Here is a 23,992-nt window from a genome sequence, read left to right on the forward strand (position 1 = left end):
GGTCACGGAACGGGCACCTGGCTTGACGTGTGCTTGCCCTCCGGCAGACTGGCAGCCACATGCGCTCAGCCAGAGGCGTTGGGGCACATCCCGAGGGGAAGCAACAGTCATGAGCCAGGACGGCACTCAGGGCCAGTACGCGGGCGGCTCTCTGGCCGGTGGCCGTTACCAGCTAAGGGACTTGCTCGGTGCGGGCGGCATGGCGTCCGTCTACCTGGCGTACGACTCGGCGCTCGACCGGCAGGTCGCCATCAAGACCCTGCACAGCGATCTCGGCCGGGAGCAGTCGTTCCGCGAGCGCTTCCGCCGTGAGGCGCAGGCTGTTGCGAAACTGTCGCACACGAACATCGTCTCGGTATTCGACACCGGCGAAGGCGAAGTGACGTTCAGCGGCCCCGGGGCGGGCGACGCCGCGGTGATGCCGTACATCGTCATGGAGTACGTGGAGGGCCTGCCCCTCGGCTCGGTCCTGGAGGCGGACATCCGCCAGTACGGGGCGATGCCGGCCGACAAGGCGCTGAAGGTGACGGCCGACGTGCTGGCCGCGCTGGAGGTCAGCCACGAGATGGGCCTGGTCCACCGCGACATCAAGCCCGGCAACGTGATGATGACCAAGCGCGGCCTGGTCAAGGTGATGGACTTCGGCATCGCCCGCGCCATGCAGTCGGGGGTCACCTCGATGACGCAGACCGGCATGGTCGTCGGCACCCCCCAGTACCTGTCGCCCGAGCAGGCGCTGGGGCGCGGGGTCGACGCCCGGTCCGATCTGTACTCGGTCGGCATCATGCTGTTCCAGCTGTTGACGGGCCGGATCCCGTTCGACGCGGACTCGCCGCTGGCCATCGCGTACGCGCACGTGCAGGAGGAGCCGGTCGCTCCGTCCTCCGTCAACCGCTCGGTCACCCCGGCGATGGACGCGCTGGTGGCGCGGGCCCTGAAGAAGAACCCGAACGAGCGCTTCCCCACGGCCGCCGCGATGCGCGACGAGGTCGCGCGGGTGATGTCGGCCGGCCAGACCGGGGCGCCGGTCATCGTGCCCGGCGCGCACACGGGCGGCAGCGGGGCGGGCGTGGGCTCGGCCGTGTTCCCGCCGGTGGACTCCGGGTTCCAGGCGCCGCCGGCCCAGTCCGTGCAGCAGCCGTACGCGCCGACCCCGGCGCCGTCCCCGTACGCGCCGCAGACCCCGCCGCCGGTGGCGCAGCCGCACGGGCAGGGCGGGTACGCGTACCCGCCCCAGCAGCAGCCGGTCTCGCACCAGCAGCACCAGCAGCAGTACGCGCCGCAGACGCCGCCGCCGTTCACGATCTCCCCGGTGAGCTCCACGGCCCCGTCCGGCGGGAGCGGTGGCAAGCGGAACACGCCGGTGGTCGTCGGCGCGATCGTGGTGGCTCTGCTGGCCATCGGCGGTCTGATCGCGGCGATCTCGATGAACGGCGACGGCGACAAGGGCACGACCGGCGACACGGCCGCGTCGCCCGGGGCCTCCGCGTCCGCCTCGGGCTCGGCCAAGTCCGGCTTCAAGGGTCCGGACACCTCGCGCACGATCGACGCGGCCAAGTGCAAGGACCCGAGCAAGCACTACAGCGACGCCACCAAGTACACGGCGCCCGACCTGCGCTACAAGAACCTGCTCTCGGTCAAGGCGTGCATCCAGGCCTCCGGCGGCAAGTACAAGATCGTCGACAAGGACGAGGCCGTGTACGGCAAGGACACCGTGCTGGACCAGAGCCCGCGGCCCGGGGACAAGATCGAGAAGGAAGGCACGGAGTACACGCTGACCGTGTCGACCGGCAATCCGGAGTAGGCCCCTTCGCGGCACGAGCAGGTCTCCTCGCGGCACGAGCGAGTCCCCTCGCGACACACCCGGCATCCCGGGCGACCCTGATGGGCCGCCCGGGATGCCGGTTTTGCCCCATTATGTGAACCTGAGCACAGCATCTCGGCTGCTCGGGACGGGAGGGGCTCCCCGTGACTCAACGCCTCCGCGCGCAGCGCTGGCTGGCCGGGGCCGCAGTGGCCGCCGCCGCGCTGTCCCCCGCCACCCCCGTCGCCTCCGCCGCCTCCGCCACGGCCGCCGGCGCCTCGTCCCCGGCCGGTCTCGTCGCGGCCGGCCGGCCCCTCGCCCCGGCCCTGCCCGGCCGGGCTCCCGCCGCCGAGCCGCAGACCGCCGGCGATCCCGACACCGACCCGGTGGCCGACGTACCGCACGAGGCGTACGAGGAGCTCGCCGGCAGCGCCGCCGGAGTCGGGCGGGAGCGCCCCGGGCGGCCCGCCGCCGAGCCCGCGAACCCGGAGACGGTGCTCGCCGCCCGCCCCCTCCCGGCGCGCCCGCGCCTCCGGCCGGCCAGCCCGCAGCCGGTCCCGCCGCCCCCGCCGAGCCCCCCGCCCGTGGTCACCGCGATCGGCACCGGGCCGAACGAGCGCGCCGCCGACCTGGCCGCGCACATACTGCCGCTCGGCACCGGATTCGCCCTGATGGGACTGGGTCTGGGCTACCTCGGGATGCGGCTGCGCAAGGGCCTCTGACGCCGCCGCGCCCCCGTCCCTGAGGGGAGGCGGGGCCGCCCGTCCCCCTTCCGGCCTACGCCTCAGGATGGTTGCGCGGCCCTGCATACTCGGTATACATACTGAGTATGTCGATCCGCCACGGCCTTCTCGCCCTGCTGGAAAGGGGTCCTCGGTACGGCTCTCAGCTGCGTACCGAGTTCGAATCCCGCACCGGCTCCACCTGGCCGCTCAACGTCGGGCAGGTGTACACCACCCTCGCCCGCCTGGAACGCGACGGCCTCGTCGCACCCGGCGGCGAGGACACCGCCGGGCACACCCTCTACGCCATCACCGACTCCGGACGCGCCGAACTGCACCAGTGGTACGAGCGCCCCGTCGACCGCACCAACCCGCCCCGTGACGAGCTGTCCATCAAGCTCGCCATGGCCGTGGGCGCCCCCGGCGTGGACATCCGCGCCGTCATCCAGGCCCAGCGGCACGCCACGATCAAAGCGATGCAGGACTACACCCGGCTCAAGGCGCAGGCGCTCGCCGCGATCGAGAGCGGGAAGTCGCGCGAACGCGACGACGTGGCCTGGCTGCTGGTCCTGGAACAGCTGATCTTCCAGACCGAGGCCGAGGCCCGCTGGCTCGACCACTCCGAATCACGCCTCGTACGGCTCTCCCTGCCGGCCGACCGGAGAGCCGAGCCCGACCCGCCCCAGGCCACAGACACCGGCGCCACCGCCCAGGCGGCAGGCATCGCCGACGCCGCCGCACCGAAGCCCCGCGCCTTCCGCACCCCGCGGGGCTGAAGCCACCACCGTCCCAGGGGGGACCTCCATGCCCGACCAGCAGACCGCACCCCACATACCGCCCGCACCGTCCGCACAGCCCGTGCTCCGGCTCGAAAAGCTCGTCCGCACGCACGGCAGCGGCGCCACCGAGGTGCACGCCCTGCGCGGCATCGACCTGTCCGTGTACCCCGGCGAACTCGTCGCCGTCATGGGCCCTTCCGGCTCCGGCAAGTCGACGCTGCTCACCCTGGCCGGCGGCCTCGACTCGCCCACCAGCGGCCACGTCATCGTCGAGGGCACCGACATCACCACGGCGAGCCGCAAGCAGCTGGCCGCGCTGCGCCGCCGCAGCATCGGGTACGTCTTCCAGGACTACAACCTGATCCCGGCCCTCACCGCCGCCGAGAACGTGGCACTGCCCCGGGAGCTCGACGGGACCTCCGCCCGCAAGGCCCGCGTCTCGGCCCTGGCCGCCCTGGAGGAGATGGGCCTCGGGCAGCTCGCCGACCGCTTCCCCGACGAGATGTCCGGCGGCCAGCAGCAGCGCGTGGCCATCGCCCGCGCCCTCGTCGGCGACCGCCGCCTGGTCCTCGCGGACGAGCCCACCGGCGCGCTCGACTCCGAGACCGGCGAATCCGTCCTCGCCCTGCTGCGCTCGCGCTGCGACGCGGGCGCCGCCGGAATCCTCGTCACCCACGAGCCGCGGTTCGCCGCCTGGGCGGACCGCGTGGTCTTCCTGCGCGACGGCAGCGTGGTCGACGAGACCCTGCGCAGCCAGGCCGACTCCCTGCTCTCCGGGCAGGCCGGCCGGTGAAGTCCTCGTACCACGCGTGGATCGCGGCCATCCGGATCGCCCGCCGCGACGCCTGGCGCGCCAAGGGCCGCAGCGTCCTCGTCCTCGCGATGATCGCCCTGCCGATCGTCGGCGTGAGCGCCGCCGACCTCACCACGCGCAGCGCCCAGCTCTCCCCCGAGCAGAAGGTGTCCCGTGCGATCGGCACGGCCGACGCCCGGTTGAAGGACTCGGGGCTCAGCGGGCCCGTCTACCAGGACGTCGAGGGCAGGAACTCCATGCCCGTCGGCGGTTACGACAAGTACAACCCCAGATCGGAGCCGAATCCGAACCTGCTGACCTCCGCGATCCCGGCGGGAGCCCAGTCCCTCAAGGACAGCACGGCGCACACCAAGATCCGCACCAAGTACGGCCTGCTGGAAACCGATCTGCGGGAGATCGACGCGGCCAGCCCGCTGGTCACCGGCATGATCGAGATGAAGCGCGGCCGGCCGGCCCGGGAAGCGGGCGAGGTCGTCACCACGACCGCCTTCCTGGAGGAGAGCGGGTTCTTCGTGGGCTCCGAGTTCCGCGCGCGCGGCTCGGACACCTGGTACCGGATCGTGGGCGCGTACGAGCTGCCGTCCGACCTCAACAAGACCGAGATCCTCGCCCCGCCCGGCACCCTGCTGGCCCCGCTCGACAAGGCCTTCCAGGCCGCCGGGGTCCCCGGAGTGGTCGCCACCGACACCTACCTGGTCAAGGTCGGCGGCGATGGTTTCACGTGGAACATGGTCAAGGCGCTCAACACGAAGAGCGTGCAGGTCGTCTCCCGCGCCGTGCTGCTCGACCCGCCCGCCGAGTCCGACGTGCCGTACATCGCCCAGCAGAAGGAACTGGGCTACTACAACCCGGACAACGGGCTCCCGACCACCGAACTGGCCGTCCTGGCCACGGTCGTCGGCCTCGCGATGCTGGAGATCTGCCTGCTGGCCGGCCCCGCCTTCGCGGTCGGCGCCCGGCGCTCGCGCCGCCAGCTCGGCCTGGTCGGCGCCAACGGCGGCGACCGGCGCCACATCCGGGCCATCGTGCTCTCCGGCGGCCTCGTCATCGGGGCCGCGGCCGCCGTCACCGGCACGGTCCTCGGCGTCGCCCTCACCCTGGGGCTGCGGCCGACGCTGGAGGAGTACCTGGGCGCGCGTTTCGGCGGATTCACGTTCCGTCCGCTGGAAATCCTCGGCATCGCCCTGCTCGCCGTCGTGACCGGCCTGCTGGCGGCGATCGCCCCGGCCGTCACCGCCTCCCGGCAGACCGTGCTGGCCTCGCTGACCGGCCGTCGCGGGGTCCGCCGGGCCAACCGGGTGCTGCCCGTCCTCGGCCTGCTCGCCCTCGCCGCCGGCGCCGCGATCGCCCTCTACGGCACGGCCTCCCGGATGGGCGCCACCGTCGTCGCGGGCGGCAGCGCCATCGCCGAACTGGGCATAGTCGCCCTCACGCCGGTGCTGGTCGGCCTGTTCGGGCGGCTCGGGCGCTGGCTGCCGCTGTCGCCGCGGCTCGCGCTGCGCGACGCCGTGCGCAACCGGGGCCGTACGGCACCCGCCGTGGCCGCCGTCCTGGCCGCAGTCGCCGGCACGGTCGCGGTGGCGACGTACCAGCACAGTGCGGAGGTCCAGGCCCGCCACGAGTACATCGCCGATCTCCCGGACGGCGCCGGGGTGGTGGCGATCCACGAGCTCGGCCGCAGCAAGGACGTGCCCGCCGTCCGCGAGGCCCTGGCGCAGGAACTCCCGCTCTCCGTACGGGCGGACGTGGACTACATCTCGTACGGCAAGCCCGGCTGCGAGCGCTTCACCGGCCCCGAAGGCTGCGGCCGGGCCAAGATCATGCGGCCCAAGGAGCAGCGCTGCCCGCTCTACGAGGCCAAGGACGGGATGGACTCGTTCAGCCCCGCGGAGAAGAAGACGCTGCGCAAGGACCCGCGGTGCACGTACAACCGGCACTCCACACAGTTCTCCGTGGTCGTCGCCGACGAGAAGCTGATGACGGCGCTCGCGGTCACCGATCCGGGCGCGGCGTCCGCCTTGAAGGAGGGCAAGGGCGTCTCCTTCGACAAGCGCAACGTCAAGGACGGCAAGGTCACCGTCCGGCTGATCGACAACAAGGAAGACGTCTACGAGGCGGGGGTCGACCCGAAGGGGGAGGACAAGGTCTTCGCCGTCCACCAGGCACCCGACACCGCCGAGGGGTACGGCCTGGAGCTCGTCCTGCCGCCCGGCGCGGCCAAGAGCGCCGGACTGACCACCCTGCCGTTCGCCTCGTACTTCACCCTGGACGGCACGGCCACCAGCCGGCAGAAGCAGCGGGTGGCGGCGCGGATCGACCAGATCGGGGTGGAGGCCCCCGTCACCATCGAGGCCGGCTACCAGGCCGCTGCCGACATCACGATGCTGGCTCTGACGGTCTTCGCGGGCCTGGTCACCATCGGCGCGGCCGGCATCGCCACCGGACTCGCGCAAGCCGATGCCGAGGCCGATCTGAAGACCCTGGCGGCGGTCGGCGCGCCGCCGCGGGTGCGGCGCACGCTCAGCGGCTTCCAGTGCGGAGTGGTGGCCCTCATGGGCGTGGTGCTGGGCTCGGCGGCGGGCATCCTGCCGGCGGTCGGCCTGCGGCTGGTCCAGCGGCGGGAGACGGAACACCTCTTGGAGATGGCCGGCGACGCGAACGACTCGCTGTACGTGCCGATCGCGGTGCCGTGGGAGACCCTCGGCGGGCTGCTCGTCGTGGTTCCGCTGGGCGCGGCCCTGCTGGCCGCCCTGGTCACCAAGTCCAGCGGCGCCATGGCGCGGCGCGAGGCGGGCTGACGGTCACTGTGCGTTCTCGCCCCCGTACAGGGTGGATCACGCCCGTACGGGGGCACACCGTGTGAGTAAGACGGTGTGCGAGAGAATGACGGCATGGAGATGCCGAGGAGTGAACGGTCGCAGGACAGCCCCCCGCACGGCCTGATCGTGGGACAGGACGGGATGCCGGTCGGCGGCGCCGATGACGAGTCGCGCGAGGTCCCGGTGACGGAGATGGTCGAACAGCCCGCCAAGGTCATGCGGATCGGCAGCATGATCAAGCAACTTCTGGAAGAGGTCCGCGCCGCACCTCTGGACGAGGCCAGCCGGGTCCGTCTGAAGGACATCCATGCAGCGTCCGTGAAGGAGCTGGAGGACGGTCTGGCTCCGGAGCTGGTGGAGGAACTGGAGCGCCTGTCGCTCCCCTTCACCGAGGAGGCGATCCCCTCCGAGGCGGAACTGCGGATCGCCCAGGCCCAGTTGGTGGGCTGGCTGGAAGGCCTGTTCCACGGCATCCAGACGGCGCTGTTCGCGCAGCAGATGGCCGCGCGGGCCCAGCTGGAACAGATGCGCCGCGCCCTGCCGCCGGGCGCCCCGACGGACGAGGAAGACGGCCACGGCGCCATCCGCTCGGGTCCGTACCTGTAAGCGGCGACGAGCAAGCGGCGATGTGACATGAGGCCCGGGGTCCCGGGGGCTTCGGCCCCCGGGACCCCGGTCCCGTATAAGCACCCGGTAAGTGCAGCTCCCCGCAGGGGACATGGGCCGCGCATACTCGGGGGTATGACCTACGACGCGATCGTCCTGGCCGGCGGCGCCGCGAGACGACTCGGCGGCGCGGACAAACCCGCCCTCCACGTCGGCGGGCGCGCCCTCCTCGACCGCGTCCTGGACGCCTGCGCCGACGCCGCCACCACCGTCGTGGTCGGCGGCCGCCGCCCCACCACCCGCCCGGTCCGCTGGACCCGGGAGGACCCGCCCGGCGCCGGACCCGTCGCCGCCCTGGACGCCGGCCTGCGCGCGACCACCGCCGATCTGGTCCTCGTCCTCTCCGCCGACCTGCCGTTCCTCGACCGGGCCACGGTCCGGACGCTGCTGGATTCCGCCGGAGGCGACGGCGCCCTGCTGCGCGACCCCACCGGCCGCGACCAGCCCCTCGTCGCCGCCTACCGCGCCGAACCCCTGCGCCGCGAGATCGCCCTCCTGGCGACCGAGCACGGCACCCTCTCCGGCCTCCCCCTGCGCGCCCTCACCGCCGATCTCGACCTGGCCAAAGTGACGGACTCTGCGCCACTCGCCTCCTTCGACTGCGACACCTGGGAGGATCTCGCGGTCGCCCGCGCCCGGATCAGGGAGCATGGAAACGTGCTGGACCAATGGATCACCGCCGTCAAGACCGAGCTGGGCATCGACGTCGCCGTCGACACCAAGATCCTGCTCGACCTCGCCCGCGACGCCGCACACGGCGTCGCCCGGCCCGCCGCCCCCCTGACCACCTTCCTGGTCGGCTACGCGGCCGCCCGGGCCGAAGCCGCCGGCGCCGACCCCGCCACCGCAGTCGCCGAGGCCTCCCGCAAGGCCGCCGACCTGGCCCTGCGCTGGGCCGCCGAGGCCGAGGCCGAGGCCCGAGAGAACGGCTCAGGATGACCCCCACCGACGCCGACCACGCCCTCCGGGCCCTCGACGAGGCCCTGGCACTGGTCAGCCGCGACCCCGGCACCGCCGACGCCCCCGGCGGCGGCCATCGCGCCACCGGCTGGCCGCAGGCCCGGGAGGCCGCCGCCCGCGCCGGCTCCGGCATCCGGCCCCGCACCCACCGGGTCCCCCTCGCGGACGCGCTCGGCGAGGTGCTGGCCCAGTCCCTGGACGCGCTCACCGACCTGCCGTCCTTCGACAGCTCCGCCATGGACGGCTGGGCCGTCGCCGGCCCCGGCCCCTGGACCGTCCGCCCCGGCGGCGGGGTGCTGGCCGGCTCCGACCGCCCCGAGCCGCTGGCCGACGGCGAGGCCGTACGGATCGCCACCGGCGCCCGGGTCCCCGCCGACGCCACCGCCGTGATCCGCAGCGAGCACTCGCGCGAGTCCGGCACCCAGCTCCACGCCGACCGGGCCGTCCTCACCGGCCAGGACATCCGCCCGCGCGGCCAGGAATGCCGCTCCGGCGACCTGCTGCTGCCCGCCGGCTCCCTCGTCACCCCCGCCGTCCTCGGCCTCGCGGCGGCCGCCGGGTACGACGAGCTCACCACCCTGCCCCGGCCCCGGGTCGAGATCCTGGTGCTCGGGGACGAGCTGCTCACCGAAGGCCGCCCGCACGACGGCCTGATCCGGGACGCCCTCAGCCCCATGCTCGGCCCCTGGCTCACCCGGCTCGGCGCCGAGGTCACCGCCACCCGGCGGCTCGGCGACGACCCGGCCGGAGCCAAGGCCCTGCTGGCCGCCGTCACGGACTCCGACGCCGACCTGGTCGTCACCACCGGCGGCACCGCCTCCGGCCCCGTCGACCACGTCCACCCCGTCCTGCGGGAGGCCGGCGCCGAGCTGCTGGTCGACGGGGTCGCCGTACGCCCCGGTCACCCCATGCTGCTGGCCCGTCTCGGCGACCGCACGGACGGGCGCCACCTGGTCGGCCTGCCCGGCAACCCGCTCGCCGCCGTCTCCGGGCTGCTGACCCTCGCCGAACCGCTGCTGCGCGCCCTGGCCGGCCGCCGCCAGCGGCCCCGGTACACGGTCCCGGTGCAGGGCGACGTACCCGGCCACCCGTACGACACCCGGCTCGTGCCCGTCCTGCTGACCGACGAGCACGCCGTACCGCTGCGCTACCACGGTCCCGCGATGCTGCGCGGCGTGGCCGCCGCCGACGGGCTGGCCGTCGTACCGCCGCACGGCGCGCGCGACGGACAGGACCTGGAGATCCTCGATCTGCCGTGGGTCTCCGGAGGATGTTTCACGTGAAACTTCACGGCCACGACGCGATGGCCCGGGGCGCCGACGAGAAACTCGTCTCACGGCGCATCAAACTGCCCAAGCGCGTGGTGGAGAAGCCGCTCCGGCAGGTCGGCAAACGGCTGTTGATGGCCCTGTTCGTGCTGTTCCTGACGGTCCTGATCGTGTGGCTCGACCGCGCCGGGTACCACGACAACGCCAACGAGCAGGTCGACCTCCTCGACTGCGTCTACTACGCCACGGTGACCCTGTCGACGACCGGCTACGGCGACATCGTCCCGTACAGCGACAGCGCACGGCTGACCAACATCCTGCTGATCACTCCTCTGCGCGTGCTGTTCCTGATCATCCTGGTCGGAACCACACTGGAGGTCCTGACCGAGAAGACCCGGGAAGAGTGGCGGCTGAACCGCTGGAGGAAGAACTTGCGTGAGCACACGGTCGTCGTCGGCTTCGGCACCAAGGGCCGCTCGGCCCTGCAGACGCTGCTGGCCACCGGCCTCCGCAAGGACCAGGTCGTCATCGTGGACCCGAGCGCCAAGGTGATCGACATGGCCAACGCGGAGGGCTTCACCGGAGTGGTCGGCGACGCCACCCGCTCCGATGTCCTGATCCGCGCCGAGCTCCAGAAGGCCCGTCAGATCGTCATCGCCACGCAGCGGGACGACACGGCGGTACTGGTCACGCTGACGGCGCGGCAGATGAACCGCGGCGCGAAGATCGTCGCGGCGGTCCGCGAGGAGGAGAACGCGCCGCTGCTGCGCCAGTCGGGCGCCGACGCGGTCATCACGAGCGCGAGCGCGGCCGGCCGGCTGCTGGGGCTCTCGGTGCTGAGCCCGAGCGCGGGCACGGTGATGGAGGACCTGATCCAGCAGGGCAGCGGGCTCGACCTGATCGAACGGCCGGTGAAGAAGGCCGAAGCCGGCAAGGGCGTACGGGAGACGGAGGACCTGGTGGTGAGCGTGCTGCGCGGCCACCGGCTGCTCGCGTACGACGACCCGCACGCCAGCCCGCTCCAGCTGACGGACCGTCTCATCACCATCGTGCGCGCGGCGCCGCCCGCCTCGCCGATGGTGACGCTGGGGCCCGCGGAGTAGCGAACGCTTCACCGAGTTGGCGTACCCTCCGGGCCATGCATGCGATCACCATCGAACAGCCCGGCGGCCCCGAGGCCCTCGTCTGGGCCGAGGTACCCGATCCGGTGGCCGGCGAGGGCGAGGTCCTCGTCGACGTCGCGGCGAGCGCCGTGAACCGCGCCGACATCCTCCAGCGCCAGGGGTTCTACGATCCCCCGCCCGGCGCCTCCCCGTACCCCGGCCTGGAGTGCTCGGGGCGGATCGCCGCCCTCGGCCCGGGGGTGTCCGGCTGGGCGGTGGGCGACGAGGTGTGCGCCCTGCTCGGCGGGGGCGGGTACGCGGAGCGCGTGGCCGTCCCGGCGGGCCAGCTGCTGCCGGTCCCGGCCGGCGTGGACCTGGTCACGGCGGCGGCGCTGCCCGAGGTGGTCTGCACGGTGTGGTCGAACGTGTTCATGGTGGCGGGCCTGCGCCCCGGCGAGACGGTGCTGGTGCACGGCGGCTCCAGCGGCATCGGCACGATGGCCATCCAGCTGGCGAAGGCGGTGGGCGCCACGGTGGCGGTGACCGCGGGCGGCCCGGAGAAGCTGGCCCGTTGCAAGGAGCTGGGCGCCGACATCCTGATCGACTACCGCGAGCAGGACTTCGTGGCGGAGCTGCGGGCCGCGACGGGCGGCGCCGGGGCGGACGTGATCCTGGACATCATGGGCGCGAAGTACCTGGCGCGGAACCTGGACGCGCTGGCCGTGAACGGCCGGCTCGCCGTGATCGGGCTCCAGGGCGGGGTGAAGGCGGAGCTCAACCTGGGCGCGCTGCTGGCGAAGCGGGCGGCCATCACCGCCACCTCGTTGCGGGCGCGCCCGCTGGAGGAGAAGGCGGCCATCGTCGCCGCCGTGCGGGAACACGTCTGGCCGCTGGTGGCGTCGGGCCGGGTGAACCCGGTGGTGCACGGGTCGTTCCCGATGAGCGAGGCCCCCGAGGCCCACCGCACGCTGGAATCCAGCGCCCATGTGGGCAAGCTCCTGCTGACCACCTGACCGGCCGGTCCCCACGGCCGCGGGCTCCCTCCCCGACCGGGGGAGGGAGCCCGCGCGGGGCGCCCGTTACAGCGAACGCAGCAGCACGGCCGGGGACTCCACGCAGTCGGCCACGTAGCGCAGGAAGCCGCCCGCCGTGCCGCCGTCGCAGACCCGGTGGTCGAAGGTCAGGGACAGCTGGACGACCTGGCGGACCGCCAGCTCCCCCTTGTGGACCCACGGCTTGGCCATGATCCGGCCGACGCCGAGCATGGCCGCCTCCGGGTGGTTGATGATCGGCGTGGAGCCGTCCACACCGAACACCCCGTAGTTGTTCAGGGTGAACGTGCCCCCGGTGAGGTCGGCCGGGGCCAGTTTCCCGGCCCGGGCGAGCTCGGTCAGGCGGGCGAACTCCGCCGACAGCGACTCCGGGTTGCGGCCCTGCGCGTCCCGGACCACCGGAACCACCAGCCCGCGCTCCGTCTGCGCCGCGAAGCCCAGGTGCACGGAAGGCAGCCGTACGATCTCGTTCGCCGCGAGGTCCACGGTCGAGTTGAGCTCGGGGTACTTCGCCAGCGCGGCCGTGCAGATCCGGGCCAGCAGCGCCAGCACCGAGATCTTCGGCCCGCCCACGGCGTTCATCGCGGCCCGCGCCGCCATCAGCTCGGTCGCATCGGCGTCGACCCAGCACGTGGCGTCCGGGATCTCCCGGCGGCTGCGCGACAGCTTCTCGGCCACCACGCCCCGCAGGCCCTTCAGCGGCACCCGCTCACCGGCCGGCGCGGCTGCCACGGGCGCGGCGGGCGCGGCGACGGGAGCCGGCTCCGGCGCCCGGAGCGCCGCCTCCACGTCCGAGCGCAGGATCAGCCCCTCGGGCCCGGACCCGCTCAGCCCGCGCAGGTCGATCCCGTGGTCCCGCGCCAGCTTGCGCACGAGCGGCGAGATCACGGCGACGGGACCGGTCGCGAGGGGAGCGGTCGCAAGGGGCGCCGGTGCGACGGGCGCCGGCGTGAGGGGAGCGGTCGCGATGGGAGCGGGTGCGGGAGCAGCGGCACCAGCCGGCGCTGCGGAGCCAGGTCGCACCCGCCTCCGACGCGCCGTGCGCGAGTGGTCCGTCCCGTAGCCGACCAGGACGTTGCCCGAGCCGGAATCCTCGGGCTCCGCCTCCGGGGCCTCCCCCGCACCCACCGCCACCGTGATCAGCGGTGCTCCGACGGGGAGTTCCGTGCCCTCCTCCCCGAACCTGGCGGTGACCACACCGCCGTACGGGCACGGCACCTCCACCATCGCCTTGGCCGTCTCGACCTCGACCACCGGCTGGTCGATGGCGACGACGTCGCCCACCGCCACCAGCCAGCGGACGATCTCGGCCTCGGTCAGTCCCTCCCCGAGGTCGGGGAGCTTGAACTCCATTACCTGCGGCATCAGTTCTCCCACTGCAGGCGGGCCACGGTGTCCAGGATCCGGTCCACGCCGGGCAGATGGTGCTTCTCCAGCATCGGCGGCGGGTACGGGATGTCGAATCCCGTCACCCGCAGCACCGGCGCCTCCAGGTGGTGGAAGCACTTCTCCTGGATGCGGGCGACGAGCTCCGCGCCCGGTCCGCCGAAGCCGTTCGCCTCGTGGACCACCACCGCGCGCCCGGTGCGGCGTACGGACGCCACGACCGTCTCCTCGTCGAACGGGACGAGCGAGCGCAGGTCCACGACCTCCAGGTCCCAGCCCTCCTCGCGCGCCGCCTCGGCCGCCTCCAGGCACACCGGCAGCGAGGGCCCGTACGTGATCAGCGTGGCGCTCGTGCCGGTACGCCGGACGAGTGCCTTCCCGATCCCCGGCACGGCCGTCGGCGTCCCGGGGTTCCACTGCGCCTTCGACCAGTACAGCCGCTTCGGCTCCAGGAAGATCACCGGATCGTCGCTCGCGATCGACGCGCGCAGCAGCCCGTACGCGTCCTCCACGGTCGCCGGGGTCACCACGTGCAGGCCGGGGGTGGCCACGTAGTACGCCTCGGAGGAGTCGCTGTGGTGCTCCACCCCGCCGATCCCGCCGCCGTACGGCACCCGGATGGTGATCGGGAGCGGCATCGCGCCGCGCGTCCGGTTGCGCATCTTCGCCACGTGCGAGATCAGCTGCTCGAACGCCGGGTACGCGAACGCGTCGAACTGCATCTCCACGACCGGCCGCAGCCCGTACATGGCCATGCCCACCGCGGCGCCCAGGATCCCGGCCTCCGCGAGCGGGGTGTCCGTGCAGCGCTCCTCGCCGAACTCCTTCGCGAGGCCGTCCGTGATCCGGAAGACCCCGCCCAGCGTGCCGACGTCCTCGCCCATGACGTGGACCGTGGGGTCCTCCGCCATCGCGTCGCGCATGGCCCGCTGTAGCGCCTGCGCCATCGTCGCCGGCTTCACGGCCACCGTGGTCACGACTGCTCCTCCGCGTCGAGCTCGGCGCGCAGCATCTCCGCCTGCTCGCGGAGCCGGCCGGTCTGCTCCGCGTAGACGTTTTCGAACAGGTCCATAGGGTCGAGCACGGGCTCGGCGTTCATCCGCTCGCGCAGGGTCGCGGCCATCGCCTCGGCGGCGTCCTTGGCCTCCGAGATGCCCGCCTCGTCCAGCATTCCGCGGGCGGTCAGCTCGCGCTCCAGCAGCTCCACCGGGTCGTGCGCCTTCCATGCCTCGACCTCGGCGTCACCGCGGTAGCGGGTCGCGTCGTCGGCGTTCGTGTGGGCCTCGATGCGGTACGTGACCGCCTCGATCAGCGTCGGTCCGCCGCCGGCCCGGGCCCGCCGGACGGCCTCGGACAGCACCTCGTGCACGGCGGCGATGTCGTTGCCGTCGACGAGGCGGCCGGGCATCCCGTACCCGACGGCCTTGTGGGCCAGGGTGGGGGCGGCGGTCTGCTTGGCCAGCGGGACCGATATCGCGAAACCGTTGTTCTGGACGAGGAAGACCACCGGGGCCTGCCAGACGGCCGCGAAGTTCAGCGCCTCGTGGAAATCGCCCTCGCTGGTGCCGCCGTCGCCCACCAGGGCGAGCGCGACCACGTCGTCGCCGCGCAGGCGGGCCGCGTGCGCCAGGCCGACCGCGTGCGGCAGCTGGGTGGCGAGCGGGGTGCACAGCGGGGCGATCCGGTACTCGCGCGGGTCGTACCCGGTGTGCCAGTCGCCGCGCAGCAGCGTCAGCGCCTGAACGGGGTCGAGTCCGCGCGCCACGGCCGCGAGGGTGTCGCGGTAGCTCGGGAAGAGCCAGTCCTGCTCCTCCAGGACCAGCGCGGCCGCGATCTCGCAGGCCTCCTGGCCGACGGTGGAGGGGTACACGGCCAGTCGGCCCTGCCGGGTGAGGGCGGTGGCCTGGGCGTTGTACCGGCGGCCGCGCACCAGCTCGGCGTAGCAGCGGCGCATCAGCTCGGGGTCGAGCTTCTCGGCGGCCGGCGTGCCCAGCACCCGGTACGGCTCGGGGTCCGGGAGCAGCGGGGCGGCATCCGTACGGGGCCTCCAGGCGGGCGGCGGGGTGGAACGGTGGGATGCACCGGCACCGGGCAGCTCTTGGACCGTCATGGCGGCGTACACCTCCTCGTGGGAAGCGGGCAGGGCGACTCGGCTGTGAGGCGCCTCACCAACCGATTGTTCGGTCGATGGCGCAATTTGGCTACAGGCGGCTCCAGGCTGTGGACAAAGTGGCGCCGTAGCCCTGGGATGGGTGCAGGACGTCCAGGAGAGGGAGGCAGTGGGCAATGCCGGATGAACAAATGGCCGCATCGGGTTCCACGCCGGGTTCCGCACCGGTGCCACCGGGCGGTGTGCCTTCGGCCCCACAGACCCCGCCGACCCCGCCGCGCCCCCTGGATCCCATCGACCGTTCGATCATGCGCCTGCTCCAGGCGGACGGCCGCGCGTCGATACGGTCCGTGGCCGAGCAGGTCCACGTCTCGCGCGCGAACGCCTACGCCCGGATCAACCGGCTGATCGACGATGGCGTGATCCGCGGGTTCACGGCCCGCGTCAACCACGAAAGGGCGGGCCAGGGCGCCTCCGCGTACATCACCCTGAAGATCGTCCAGAACTCCTGGCGCACGGTCCGCGAGAAGCTCCGCGAGCTCCCGGGCGCCGCCCACATCGCCCTGGTCAGCGGTGATTTCGACGTCCTGCTGCTGGTCCACACCCCGGACAACCGCACGCTGCGCGAGCTGGTCCTGACCCGCCTCCAGTCCATTCCGGAGGTCCTGTCGACGCGCACCCTGCTGGTGTTCGAGGAAACGGATCTGCTCGATTCCGGCCCCGGCCCGAACGGCTCCCCGGCGATCTCCGAGGAGTAGCGGGCCCGGGACCGCCCGGGATACGACAGAGCCCCGGGAAGGCCGTGAGGGCCTTCCCGGGGCTCTTTACCAGACCGGTTCCGCGCTTACTTGGTCTCGTAGTAGCCGAACATGTCGACGATCAGGTCGGTGGTGTCCCAGCTCTGGTTCCAGAAGTCGACGACGCCGTTGACGCCGCCGGAGCTCGCCTGGACCAGGTTCGGGACGGTCTGGCCGGCCGTCCAGTTGAGGGTGGACGACGTGGGCCGCGCCGGGGTGACGTCGGTGCCCTTGTCGTAGGCCTCCGGGTGGTTCGGGTCCGGGGCGACCGACAGGAACCCGTCCTGCTTCGTGTTGGTCACCGTCGTGTTCAGGACGTACCCCGCGATGCCCTCCTCGTCCGTGGAGATCGGCATCCAGATGTAGCCGCGGGCGTACATCGGGCCGTAGCCCCAGGCGCGGGTGTCGAGCTTGCGGCGCGGCGCGAGGGGCATGAAGGCCCCCGAGCTGTCCGGGCTGTAGTAGCCGACGACGTCGACGATGACGTCGGTGCCCGCCCAGGCGCCGTTGAAGATGTTGACCTTGCCGTCGGCACCGACGGGGACGATCACCGAGTTGGCGACGGTCTGCTTGGCCTTGAAGTTCACGTTGGACGTGTTCGGGGCCTGCTGGCCGCTCGGGTAGGCCGTCAGGTGGCCGTCCTCGCGCGGGTTGGTGACGGTCACGTTCAGCGCCACGGCGGTGGCGCTGCCCGGCACGTACCAGCCGCCCAGCTGCACGCCCATGGACTTGCGGCCGCCGAGCTGGCCCTGGGGCGCGCCCTGGCCGGAGCGGGTGTCCACGGCGCGGACCGGGGTCATCGGCGTGTAGCCGCTGGCCGCGGTGCGGGTGAAGTAGCCCGTGATGTCCGCGATCAGGTCGATCGCCGTCCAGCTGCCGTTGTAGAGCTCGACGGTGCCGTCCTTGCCCACCGGCACGATCACCATGTTCGGGACGGTCTGCGCGGCCACGAAGTTCACGTTGGACGTCGTCGGACGCGTGGTGCCACCGGGGAACACCGTCACGTGACCGGGGTTCGAGGTGTTGGTCGCGGTGACGTTCAGGGCGACGGCCGTGACGCCCGCCGGGATCTTGCCGTTGCCGGCGATCTTCACCTTGGCCGAGGAGTACGCCTGGACCATGCCCCGCGGGGCCCCGGTGCCGTCCCGGGTGTCCAGGAGGCGGGTCGGGGCGTACGGCGTGAAGTCCGAGCCGACCGTCGAGAGCGGCAGCTCGTTGACGGACTCGGCCTGGTTCACGGTGTCCGTGACGGTGACCTTGACCTTGTACTCGCCGAGCTCGGCGTAGCTGTGCTTGAGCGACACCTCCTGGCCCGGGTAGGCGTCGGTGCCGTCGGTCGTCCCGTCGCCCCAGTCGTAGACGACCTTGAGGGTGGCGCCCGCGACGCTGACGACCTGGGCGCGCAGCTCGATGCCGTGCGCGGAGACGCTCTTCGCGTCGAGGACGAGGCCCAGCTCCGGGTTACCGGCGGCAGCGGTCTCCGCGCCCTGCGCGGTCGCGGCGGCCTTGTTCTTGCCCTGCGCGGCCGGCAGGCTCTTGCGGACCGAGCGCTCGACCGGGCTGTGGAAGGTCTTGGCATCGGCCGTGCCGAGCTTGGCCAGGTCCGCTGCGGGAGCGGACACCCCCTTGGCCACCGGCGCCGACGGCCCCCCGGCCGGGCCGGCCGCCTGGGCCAGACCCGGGATGAAACCAACGCTGGCCGCGACGACAACGGCAGCGGAAACTACAAGACGGCGACTGCGCACCGGCCCCCCATTTTCTGTTACTGCTTGAACGCGTTCGAAAGCCCGCTCATCGTACAGAATTCGCACAGCAATTCATCAGAAAATATGGGGCTTGATCGTACGGATCATGTCGGGAAGCTAGCCGCGCACGGTCCGCAGGCCGTCCAGGGCCATGTGGACCACCGCGTCGGCCAGTTGGTCCGCGGTCGTACCGGGGTGCGGGCGGTACCACTCCACCAGCGAGTTCACCATGCCGAACAGCAGGCGGGTGGCCAGCCGGATGTCCACGTCCGCCCGCAGGTCCCCGTCCGCCGCCGCGGCCTTCAGGAGCTCCGCGACCTGGTGGTCGAACTCGCGGCGGCGCTCCAGGGCCCAGCGCTCGGTCCGGGTGTTGCCCCGCACCCGCAGCAGCAGCGTCACGTACGGGAGCTCCGCGACCAGGACCTCGACCGTGCGGCGCGTGACGTACTCGACCCGCTCGACCGCCCGGCCTCGTACCGCGCCCGGCTCCTCCAGTACGGCGAAGAGCCCGTCGAGCGCACGGCTGACGGCGCGCTGCAGGAGCTCCTCCTTGCCCGCCACGTGGTGGTAGATCGAGGACTTCGAGATGCCCGCCGCCTTGGAGAGGTGCTCCATGGAGGTGCCGTCGTACCCGCGCTCGTTGAAGACCTGGACGGCGACGGACAGGAGCGTCTCGGGGGTGTAGGTGTCCCGCTTGGCGGTGGTCACGCGGTCTCCTCCGCGGTGCTCTCGTCGCTGTCGTCGTCGCCCTCGGCGTAGCCGAGCTTGAACAGCGCCAGCGAGGGCGCGTAGCGGCCGCCGGGACAGCGCTCGTCGAGGTGGTGCAGCAGGTCGTACGCCCAGTCCCGGCCGAGCCGGTCGTGCCATTCGGCCGGGCCCATGGGGTAGTTGACGCCGAGCCGCATCGCCGTGTCGACGTCCTCGGCCGTGGCCGCGCCGCGCGCGACGGCGTCGGCGGTCAGGTCGATCAGCATCGCGACCGTACGGGCCACGATCATGCCGGGCACGTCGCCGATGACGGAGACCTTCTTGCCGAGCTTCTGGAACAGGCCGACCGCCTCGGCGAGGGTCCGCTCGCTGGTGTCCTCGCCTGCGGAGAGCGCGATCCGGGTGGCCCCGCGGTAGTCGAGCGCGAGGTCGAAGTAGACGACGTCGGCGAACTCGATCGAGGTCTTGCCGTCCGCGAGCACCAGCTGGCCCTCGCCGGGCAGCTGGATGTACGGGCCCCCGTGCTCGGTGGAGGTGACCGCGATCCCGGCCTCCTCCAGCAGCTCTACGAGCCCGGCGGCGGGACCGAGGTCGCCGACCACGGTGACCTTCTCCGGGGCCTCCTCGGGACCGGCGGTGTGCGGGGCCGCCGCCTCGGCGTCCGGGCCGTACGGGAACCAGCCGTGCCCCGACTTGCGGCCCAGGCGGCCCGACTGGACCAGCCGGCGCTGCGCGAGGGACGGGGTGAACTTGGGGCTCCGGAAGAACGACTCCCACACGGAGCGGGTGACGGCCTCGTTGACGTCCTGGCCGATCAGGTCGGTCAGCTGGAACGGGCCCATCTTGAAGCCGCCGCTCTCGCGGAGCACGGCGTCGATGGTGGCCGGGTCGGCGCCCTGCTCCTCGTACACCGCGAAGGCCTCGGCGTAGAAGGGGCGGGCGATCCGGTTGACGATGAAGCCGGGGGTGTCGGCGCAGCGGACCGGCGTCTTCCCCCAGCCCAGCACGGTGGCGTACGCGCGCTCGGCGGCGGCCGGGTCGGTCGCGAAACCGCGGACCACCTCGACGAGCGGGAGCAGCGGGGCCGGGTTGAAGAAGTGCAGGCCGAGGAAGCGGCCGGGGTGCGCCAGGCCGGCGGCGAGCTCGGTGACGGAGAGGGAGGAGGTGTTGGTGGCCAGCAGGGCGTCCGGCGAAACCACCTCTTCCAGCGTTTCGAAGAGGGCGCGCTTGACGGCGACGTCCTCGACGACGGCCTCGATGACGAGCGCGGCGTCCGCGAGGTCGGCGAGGGCGGAGGCCGCTTCGATCCGGCCGATCGCGTCCTCGGCCTCGGCGCGATCGAGGCGGCCCTTGGCGGCCATGCGGTCGACGCGGTCCTGGACGATGCCGACGCCGCCGGCGGCGAGCGTGGCGTTGATGTCGTAGATCAGCACCCGGTGACCTGCGAGAAGGGCGACCTGGGCGATGCCCTGTCCCATGGTGCCGGCGCCGACGACCGCCACAGTGCGGGACCGCTCGATTGCTGTCATGTCCTGATCCTCCCGCACCGGGTTATCCACAGCCCTGCCGGGCCCTCTTGTCCCGACCGATCGTTCGGTTACTCTAACTCCAGTCTGCTCTTCTTCACCCGCCCCTGCCTGATCTCAGTCTGCGACCCAGCCTGATCTTGCCCGGCTCAACGAGGAGTTGGTCCCTGATGGCCGCCGAGCTCACCGTCCCCCTGCTGTCCGACAAGCACCGGTCCACGCTGGACCAGGCCCTGGCGGCCATCCGCAGCCGCGCCTACTGGTCACCGCATCCGGAGCACCCCAAGGCCTACGGGGAGACCGCGCCGGCCGACGGGCTCGCCGCCTTCGAGGCCGTCCGCGGCACCCGGTTCGACCTGGGCCAGCCCGGCACCGACGGCTGGACCGGCGGCGAGGTGTCCCCGTACGGCCCCGAGCTGGGCGTCGAGTACCCGCACGTCGACCCGGACGTGCTGCTGCCCGCGATGAAGGCCGGCATGGGCGCCTGGCGGGACGCCGGGCCCGAGGCCCGCGCCCTGGTCTGCATCGAGATCCTGGCCCGGATCGGCGCGCGGACGCACGAGTTCGCGCACGCGGTCATGCACACCAGCGGCCAGGCCTTCATGATGGCGTTCCAGGCGGGCGGCCCGCACGCGCAGGACCGCGGCCTGGAGGCGGTGGCTTACGCCTACGAGGAGCAGACCCGCGTCCCCGGCCGGGCCGACTGGTCGAAGCCGCAGGGCAAGCGGGACCCGCTGGAGCTCGGCAAGACCTTCACGGCCGTCCCGCGCGGCATCTCCCTGATGATCGGCTGCAACACCTTCCCGACCTGGAACGGCTACCCGGGCCTGTTCGCCTCCCTGGCCACGGGCAACGCGGTGCTGGTCAAGCCGCACCCGCGCGCCGTGCTCCCGCTGGCGCTCACGGTGAAGGTGGCCCGCGAGGTCCTCGCCGAGGCGGGCTTCGACCCGAACCTGGTGGCGCTGGCCGTGGACCGGCCGGGCGAGGGCATCGCCAAGACCCTGGCCGTCCGCCCCGAGATCAAGCTGATCGACTACACCGGCTCGACCGGGTTCGGCGACTGGCTGGAGACCCACGCCCGCCAGGCCCAGGTCTACACGGAGAAGGCCGGCGTCAACACGGTCGTCGTCGACTCGACCGCGGACTACAAGGGGATGCTCTCCAACCTGGCGTTCTCGCTGTCCCTGTACAGCGGCCAGATGTGCACCACCCCGCAGAACCTGCTGATCCCGCGGGACGGCATCGAGACGGACGCCGGCCACAAGTCGTACGACGAGGTCGTCGCGGATCTCGCGGCCTCGGTCGGCGGCCTGCTGGGCGACGACGCCCGGGCCAACGCGCTGCTCGGCGCACTGGTCAACCCGGACGTCAAGGCCCGCCTGGAGGCGGCTGCCGGCCTCGGCGAGGTGGCACTGGCCTCCCGCGAGGTGGTGAACCCGGAGTTCCCGGACGCGGTGGTCCGTACGCCGGTGATGGTGAAGCTGGACGCCTCCAAGCCGGATCCGGAGGCCCCGTACCTGTCGGAGTGCTTCGGCCCGGTGTCGTTCGCGGTGGCCGTGGACTCGACGGCGGACGCCCTGGACCTCCTGCGCCGCACGGTGCGGGAGAAGGGCGCGATGACGGTCGGCGCCTACACCACGTCGGCCGACACCGAGCGGGCGATCGAGGAGGTCTGCCTGGAGGAGTCGGCACAGCTCTCCCTGAACCTGACCGGCGGGGTCTACGTCAACCAGACCGCGGCCTTCTCGGACTTCCACGGCTCGGGCGGCAACCCGGCGGCCAACGCGGCCCTCTGTGACGGGGCCTTCGTCTCGAACCGCTTCCGCGTGGTGGAGGTCCGCCGCCAGGCCTGAGGCCGCGGACGGGCGGGCCCGGCGTGGCGGCGCCGGGCCCGCTTGACCCTCGACCTGGTGGAGGTCCCAGAGTCGTGGGCGTGGAGAGCGACATGCGCAGCATCGGCGAGATGGCCCGGGACAGCGGGCTGGGGGTGAGCGCCCTGCGGTTCTACGACCGCGCGGGCGTCCTCGTACCGGCATGGGTCGATCCGGTGACCGGGTACCGCTGGTACGCGCCCGAGCAGCTCGGCGAGGCGCGGCTGCTGGCCCGGCTGCGGCGCGCGGGGATGCCGCTCGCGGACATCCGGCTGGTGCTGGCCGGCTGGGCCGGCGGGGAAACCGGTCTGGTGCCCCGGCTGCTCGACGGGCATCTGCGGCGGCTCGAACGCGGGCTGGCCGAAGCGCGCGAAGAACTCTCCACGGTACGAGCCCTACTCGGACACCAGGAGACCTCCATGACCACCGCCCCCGCCACCGCCACCGCCACCGCCACCGCCCGGCTGACCGTGCCGGGCAGCGAGCTCGCGGCCGCGCTGGACGCCGTGCGCTTCGCCGCCGGAACCGACCCCGAGCTCTCGATGCTCGGCGGGATCCACTTCGACATCGAGGGCGGGGGCCTGCACCTCGTGGCCACGGACCGCTACCGGATGGCCGTCGCCCGTGCGTCCACCACCGGCCACGGCGGCGGGCGGGTCCAGGTGACCGTGCCCACCCCGCTCGCGGACGCGATGCGCGCCCTGCTGACCGACGGGGCCCCGGCCCGCCTGACCGTGGACGGGGACGAGGTGGTGCTGGAGACGCAGGGCCGCCAGGTCGCCGGGCAGAGCCTCGACGGGGAATTCCCCGACCACCGCCGCCTCACCCGGCTGCCCGAGGGCCGCCGCCTCACCCTGGACGTGCCGGCCCTGCGCCATGCTCTCGGCGCGCAGGAGGGCGAGGTGTGCGTCCTCGCCCTGACGGACACCGTGACCGTCGGCGACGACGACTGCGCCGGTGACCGGGTGGGGGTCAACCCCGCCTTCCTGCTCGACGCGCTCGCCGCCGGGGAGGAAATGCTGCTGGAGTACGTCGGCCCCAAGGCCCCCCTCGTCCTCCTGCGCCCCGACGTCGAGGACGCCTTCTCGCTCCTGATGCCGGTCAGTCTCGAGGCATGACCTTCGGTCCGCCCCAGTGGAAGAGGGTCATGGCCACGCTGGTGGCCAGGTTGTAGCTGGAGACCTGCGGGCGCATCGGCAGGGCGACCAGGTGGTCGGCCCGTTCGCGCAGCTCGGGTGAGATGCCGTGCCGCTCCGAGCCGAAGGCGAGCAGGGCGTCGTCCGGGAGGGTGAGGGCGCGGATGTCCTCGCCCTCCGGGTCGAGCGCGTAGAGCGGCCCGGCGGGCAGGGTGTCGATCTCCACCCGGTCCACGGTGGTGGCGTAGTGCAGTCCCGCCCCGGCGCGGACCACGTTGGGGTGCCAGGGATCGAGATCGCCGCGGGTGACGACGCCGGTGGCGCCGAATCCGGCCGCGAGCCGGACGACGGCGCCGACGTTGCCGAGGTTGCGGGGGTTGTCGAGCACGACGACGGGCGAGGTCCGGGGCTGCCGCTCGAGCCGGGCCCGCCCCTCGGCCCGGTCGGGCCGCACGGCCAGCGCCGCCACCCCGGTGGGATGCACCCGGTTCACGAGCGCCCGCAGCTCACCCGCGCGCACCAGCCGCCCCACCTCGCCCGCCACGTCCGGAGCCAGCTCGCCGGCCAGCGCCCGTACGGCCTCCGGATCGTCGGCTACGACGACCCGCACGTCGGCCCCGAAGCGCAGGGCGTGCTTCAGCGCGTGGAACCCGTCGAGGAGTACGAGGTCCCCCCGCTCGGCGGCCTCCCGCCACTGCCGTGCGCTCTGCTCCAGCTCAGTCATAC

The 23,992-nt window shown here is 72.9% G+C and carries 20 protein-coding genes; 13 read left to right on the plus strand and 7 right to left on the minus strand.

Annotated features, from left to right (window positions below):
* Nucleotides 1-109 precede the first annotated feature (109 nt).
* The 10 genes from IF02_RS0101395 (at nt 110) to IF02_RS0101440 (ending at nt 11,948) form a co-directional block, all read left to right on the plus strand.
* Nucleotides 110-1,804, plus strand: coding sequence for a protein kinase domain-containing protein (locus IF02_RS0101395; RefSeq protein ID WP_030153074.1), 1,695 nt, complete (start codon nt 110-112; stop codon nt 1,802-1,804).
* 164 nt (nt 1,805-1,968) lie between these two features.
* Entirely contained in the window at nt 1,969-2,526 is a 558-nt protein-coding gene (locus IF02_RS35860) for a hypothetical protein (protein ID WP_051695424.1), read from the plus strand.
* A 107-nt stretch (nt 2,527-2,633) separates the two neighbouring features.
* Nucleotides 2,634-3,302 carry a PadR family transcriptional regulator gene (locus tag IF02_RS0101405; RefSeq protein WP_037835268.1) on the plus strand — a complete coding sequence of 223 codons (669 nt, stop codon included), beginning with the start codon at nt 2,634-2,636 and terminating at the stop codon, nt 3,300-3,302.
* 28 nt (nt 3,303-3,330) lie between these two features.
* Entirely contained in the window at nt 3,331-4,098 is a 768-nt protein-coding gene (locus IF02_RS0101410; protein WP_051695430.1) for an ABC transporter ATP-binding protein, read from the plus strand.
* Nucleotides 4,095-6,917 carry an ABC transporter permease gene (locus tag IF02_RS0101415; RefSeq protein ID WP_030153081.1) on the plus strand — a complete coding sequence of 941 codons (2,823 nt, stop codon included), beginning with the start codon at nt 4,095-4,097 and terminating at the stop codon, nt 6,915-6,917. The genes IF02_RS0101410 and IF02_RS0101415 overlap by 4 nt, the downstream gene beginning before the upstream one ends.
* A gap of 93 nt (nt 6,918-7,010) precedes the next feature.
* Nucleotides 7,011-7,544: a bacterial proteasome activator family protein gene (locus tag IF02_RS0101420; protein ID WP_030153082.1), complete on the plus strand. Its 534-nt coding sequence runs from the start codon at nt 7,011-7,013 to the stop codon at nt 7,542-7,544.
* A 135-nt stretch (nt 7,545-7,679) separates the two neighbouring features.
* Nucleotides 7,680-8,543, plus strand: coding sequence for an NTP transferase domain-containing protein (locus tag IF02_RS0101425; RefSeq protein ID WP_030153084.1), 864 nt, complete (start codon nt 7,680-7,682; stop codon nt 8,541-8,543).
* Nucleotides 8,540-9,847: a molybdopterin molybdotransferase MoeA gene (locus tag IF02_RS0101430; protein ID WP_078621790.1), complete on the plus strand. Its 1,308-nt coding sequence runs from the start codon at nt 8,540-8,542 to the stop codon at nt 9,845-9,847. The genes IF02_RS0101425 and IF02_RS0101430 overlap by 4 nt, the downstream gene beginning before the upstream one ends.
* Nucleotides 9,835-10,935, plus strand: a complete 1,101-nt coding sequence (locus IF02_RS0101435) for a potassium channel family protein (RefSeq protein ID WP_030153087.1) — start codon at nt 9,835-9,837, stop codon at nt 10,933-10,935. Before IF02_RS0101430 ends, IF02_RS0101435 begins: the two co-directional genes overlap by 13 nt.
* A 35-nt stretch (nt 10,936-10,970) precedes the next feature.
* Entirely contained in the window at nt 10,971-11,948 is a 978-nt protein-coding gene (locus IF02_RS0101440) for an NAD(P)H-quinone oxidoreductase (protein ID WP_030153089.1), read from the plus strand.
* 66 nt (nt 11,949-12,014) lie between these two features.
* On the opposite strand, the gene IF02_RS0101445 is transcribed toward IF02_RS0101440, so the two are convergent.
* Genes IF02_RS0101445 through pdhA form a run of 3 tightly spaced genes read right to left on the minus strand, consistent with a single transcriptional unit; the run spans nt 12,015 to nt 15,483 of the window.
* The gene (locus IF02_RS0101445) at nt 12,015-13,352 is read right to left on the minus strand and encodes a dihydrolipoamide acetyltransferase family protein (protein ID WP_030153091.1); all 1,338 of its coding nucleotides are present in this window, start codon (nt 13,350-13,352) and stop codon (nt 12,015-12,017) included.
* The gene (locus tag IF02_RS0101450) at nt 13,352-14,350 is read right to left on the minus strand and encodes an alpha-ketoacid dehydrogenase subunit beta (RefSeq protein ID WP_030153092.1); all 999 of its coding nucleotides are present in this window, start codon (nt 14,348-14,350) and stop codon (nt 13,352-13,354) included. Before IF02_RS0101450 ends, IF02_RS0101445 begins: the two co-directional genes overlap by 1 nt.
* A complete protein-coding gene (gene pdhA, locus IF02_RS0101455) occupies nt 14,347-15,483 on the minus strand; it encodes a pyruvate dehydrogenase (acetyl-transferring) E1 component subunit alpha (protein ID WP_030153094.1) in 1,137 nt (378 codons plus the stop codon). The genes IF02_RS0101450 and pdhA overlap by 4 nt, the downstream gene beginning before the upstream one ends.
* A gap of 176 nt (nt 15,484-15,659) precedes the next feature.
* On the opposite strand from pdhA, the gene IF02_RS0101460 reads away from it, so the two are divergent.
* Nucleotides 15,660-16,241 carry an Lrp/AsnC family transcriptional regulator gene (locus IF02_RS0101460; RefSeq protein ID WP_078621791.1) on the plus strand — a complete coding sequence of 194 codons (582 nt, stop codon included), beginning with the start codon at nt 15,660-15,662 and terminating at the stop codon, nt 16,239-16,241.
* Nucleotides 16,242-16,327: 86 nt separating this feature from the next.
* On the opposite strand, the gene IF02_RS33400 is transcribed toward IF02_RS0101460, so the two are convergent.
* From IF02_RS33400 to IF02_RS0101475, 3 genes are all read right to left on the minus strand, one after another.
* Nucleotides 16,328-17,902, minus strand: a complete 1,575-nt coding sequence (locus IF02_RS33400; protein ID WP_078621792.1) for a PKD domain-containing protein — start codon at nt 17,900-17,902, stop codon at nt 16,328-16,330.
* A 240-nt stretch (nt 17,903-18,142) separates the two neighbouring features.
* Nucleotides 18,143-18,733 (minus strand): TetR/AcrR family transcriptional regulator, encoded by a 591-nt coding sequence (locus IF02_RS0101470; RefSeq protein ID WP_030153098.1) that lies wholly within the window; start codon nt 18,731-18,733, stop codon nt 18,143-18,145.
* Nucleotides 18,730-20,262 carry a 3-hydroxyacyl-CoA dehydrogenase gene (locus IF02_RS0101475; RefSeq protein ID WP_051695431.1) on the minus strand — a complete coding sequence of 511 codons (1,533 nt, stop codon included), beginning with the start codon at nt 20,260-20,262 and terminating at the stop codon, nt 18,730-18,732. The genes IF02_RS0101470 and IF02_RS0101475 overlap by 4 nt, the downstream gene beginning before the upstream one ends.
* Nucleotides 20,263-20,429: 167 nt before the next feature.
* Here IF02_RS0101475 and paaN point away from each other — a divergent pair, with 167 nt between their 5' ends.
* Complete coding sequence (gene paaN, locus IF02_RS0101480; RefSeq protein WP_030153102.1) at nt 20,430-22,112, plus strand: phenylacetic acid degradation protein PaaN; 1,683 nt, start codon at nt 20,430-20,432, stop codon at nt 22,110-22,112.
* A gap of 80 nt (nt 22,113-22,192) precedes the next feature.
* On the plus strand, nt 22,193-23,248 hold the full coding sequence (locus IF02_RS0101485) for a MerR family transcriptional regulator (protein ID WP_234318055.1): 1,056 nt from the start codon (nt 22,193-22,195) through the stop codon (nt 23,246-23,248).
* Here IF02_RS0101485 and IF02_RS0101490 read toward each other — a convergent pair.
* Complete coding sequence (locus IF02_RS0101490) at nt 23,232-23,990, minus strand: TrmH family RNA methyltransferase (RefSeq protein WP_030153105.1); 759 nt, start codon at nt 23,988-23,990, stop codon at nt 23,232-23,234. The two genes, IF02_RS0101485 and IF02_RS0101490, sit on opposite strands and share 17 nt — an antisense overlap.
* Between the last annotated feature and the right edge of the window lie 2 nt (nt 23,991-23,992).

It is taken from the genome of Streptomyces sp. NRRL S-244 (assembly GCF_000717915.1).
Lineage (GTDB): Bacteria > Actinomycetota > Actinomycetes > Streptomycetales > Streptomycetaceae > Streptomyces.

What these genes read in the sequence shown, in the direction of transcription:
- IF02_RS0101395 (WP_030153074.1), top strand. Translation starts at nt 110, where the DNA reads ATGAGCCAGGACGGCACTCAGGGCCAGTACGCGGGCGGCTCTCTGGCC.
- IF02_RS0101405 (WP_037835268.1), top strand. Translation starts at nt 2,634, where the DNA reads ATGTCGATCCGCCACGGCCTTCTCGCCCTGCTGGAAAGGGGTCCTCGG.
- IF02_RS0101410 (WP_051695430.1), top strand. Translation starts at nt 3,331, where the DNA reads ATGCCCGACCAGCAGACCGCACCCCACATACCGCCCGCACCGTCCGCA.
- IF02_RS0101420 (WP_030153082.1), top strand. Translation starts at nt 7,011, where the DNA reads ATGGAGATGCCGAGGAGTGAACGGTCGCAGGACAGCCCCCCGCACGGC.
- IF02_RS0101425 (WP_030153084.1), top strand. Translation starts at nt 7,680, where the DNA reads ATGACCTACGACGCGATCGTCCTGGCCGGCGGCGCCGCGAGACGACTC.
- IF02_RS0101430 (WP_078621790.1), top strand. Translation starts at nt 8,540, where the DNA reads ATGACCCCCACCGACGCCGACCACGCCCTCCGGGCCCTCGACGAGGCC.
- IF02_RS0101435 (WP_030153087.1), top strand. Translation starts at nt 9,835, where the DNA reads ATGTTTCACGTGAAACTTCACGGCCACGACGCGATGGCCCGGGGCGCC.
- IF02_RS0101440 (WP_030153089.1), top strand. Translation starts at nt 10,971, where the DNA reads ATGCATGCGATCACCATCGAACAGCCCGGCGGCCCCGAGGCCCTCGTC.
- IF02_RS0101445 (WP_030153091.1), bottom strand. Translation starts at nt 13,352, where the DNA reads ATGCCGCAGGTAATGGAGTTCAAGCTCCCCGACCTCGGGGAGGGACTG.
- pdhA (WP_030153094.1), bottom strand. Translation starts at nt 15,483, where the DNA reads ATGACGGTCCAAGAGCTGCCCGGTGCCGGTGCATCCCACCGTTCCACC.
- IF02_RS0101460 (WP_078621791.1), top strand. Translation starts at nt 15,660, where the DNA reads ATGCCGGATGAACAAATGGCCGCATCGGGTTCCACGCCGGGTTCCGCA.
- IF02_RS0101475 (WP_051695431.1), bottom strand. Translation starts at nt 20,262, where the DNA reads ATGACAGCAATCGAGCGGTCCCGCACTGTGGCGGTCGTCGGCGCCGGC.
- paaN (WP_030153102.1), top strand. Translation starts at nt 20,430, where the DNA reads ATGGCCGCCGAGCTCACCGTCCCCCTGCTGTCCGACAAGCACCGGTCC.
- IF02_RS0101490 (WP_030153105.1), bottom strand. Translation starts at nt 23,990, where the DNA reads ATGACTGAGCTGGAGCAGAGCGCACGGCAGTGGCGGGAGGCCGCCGAG.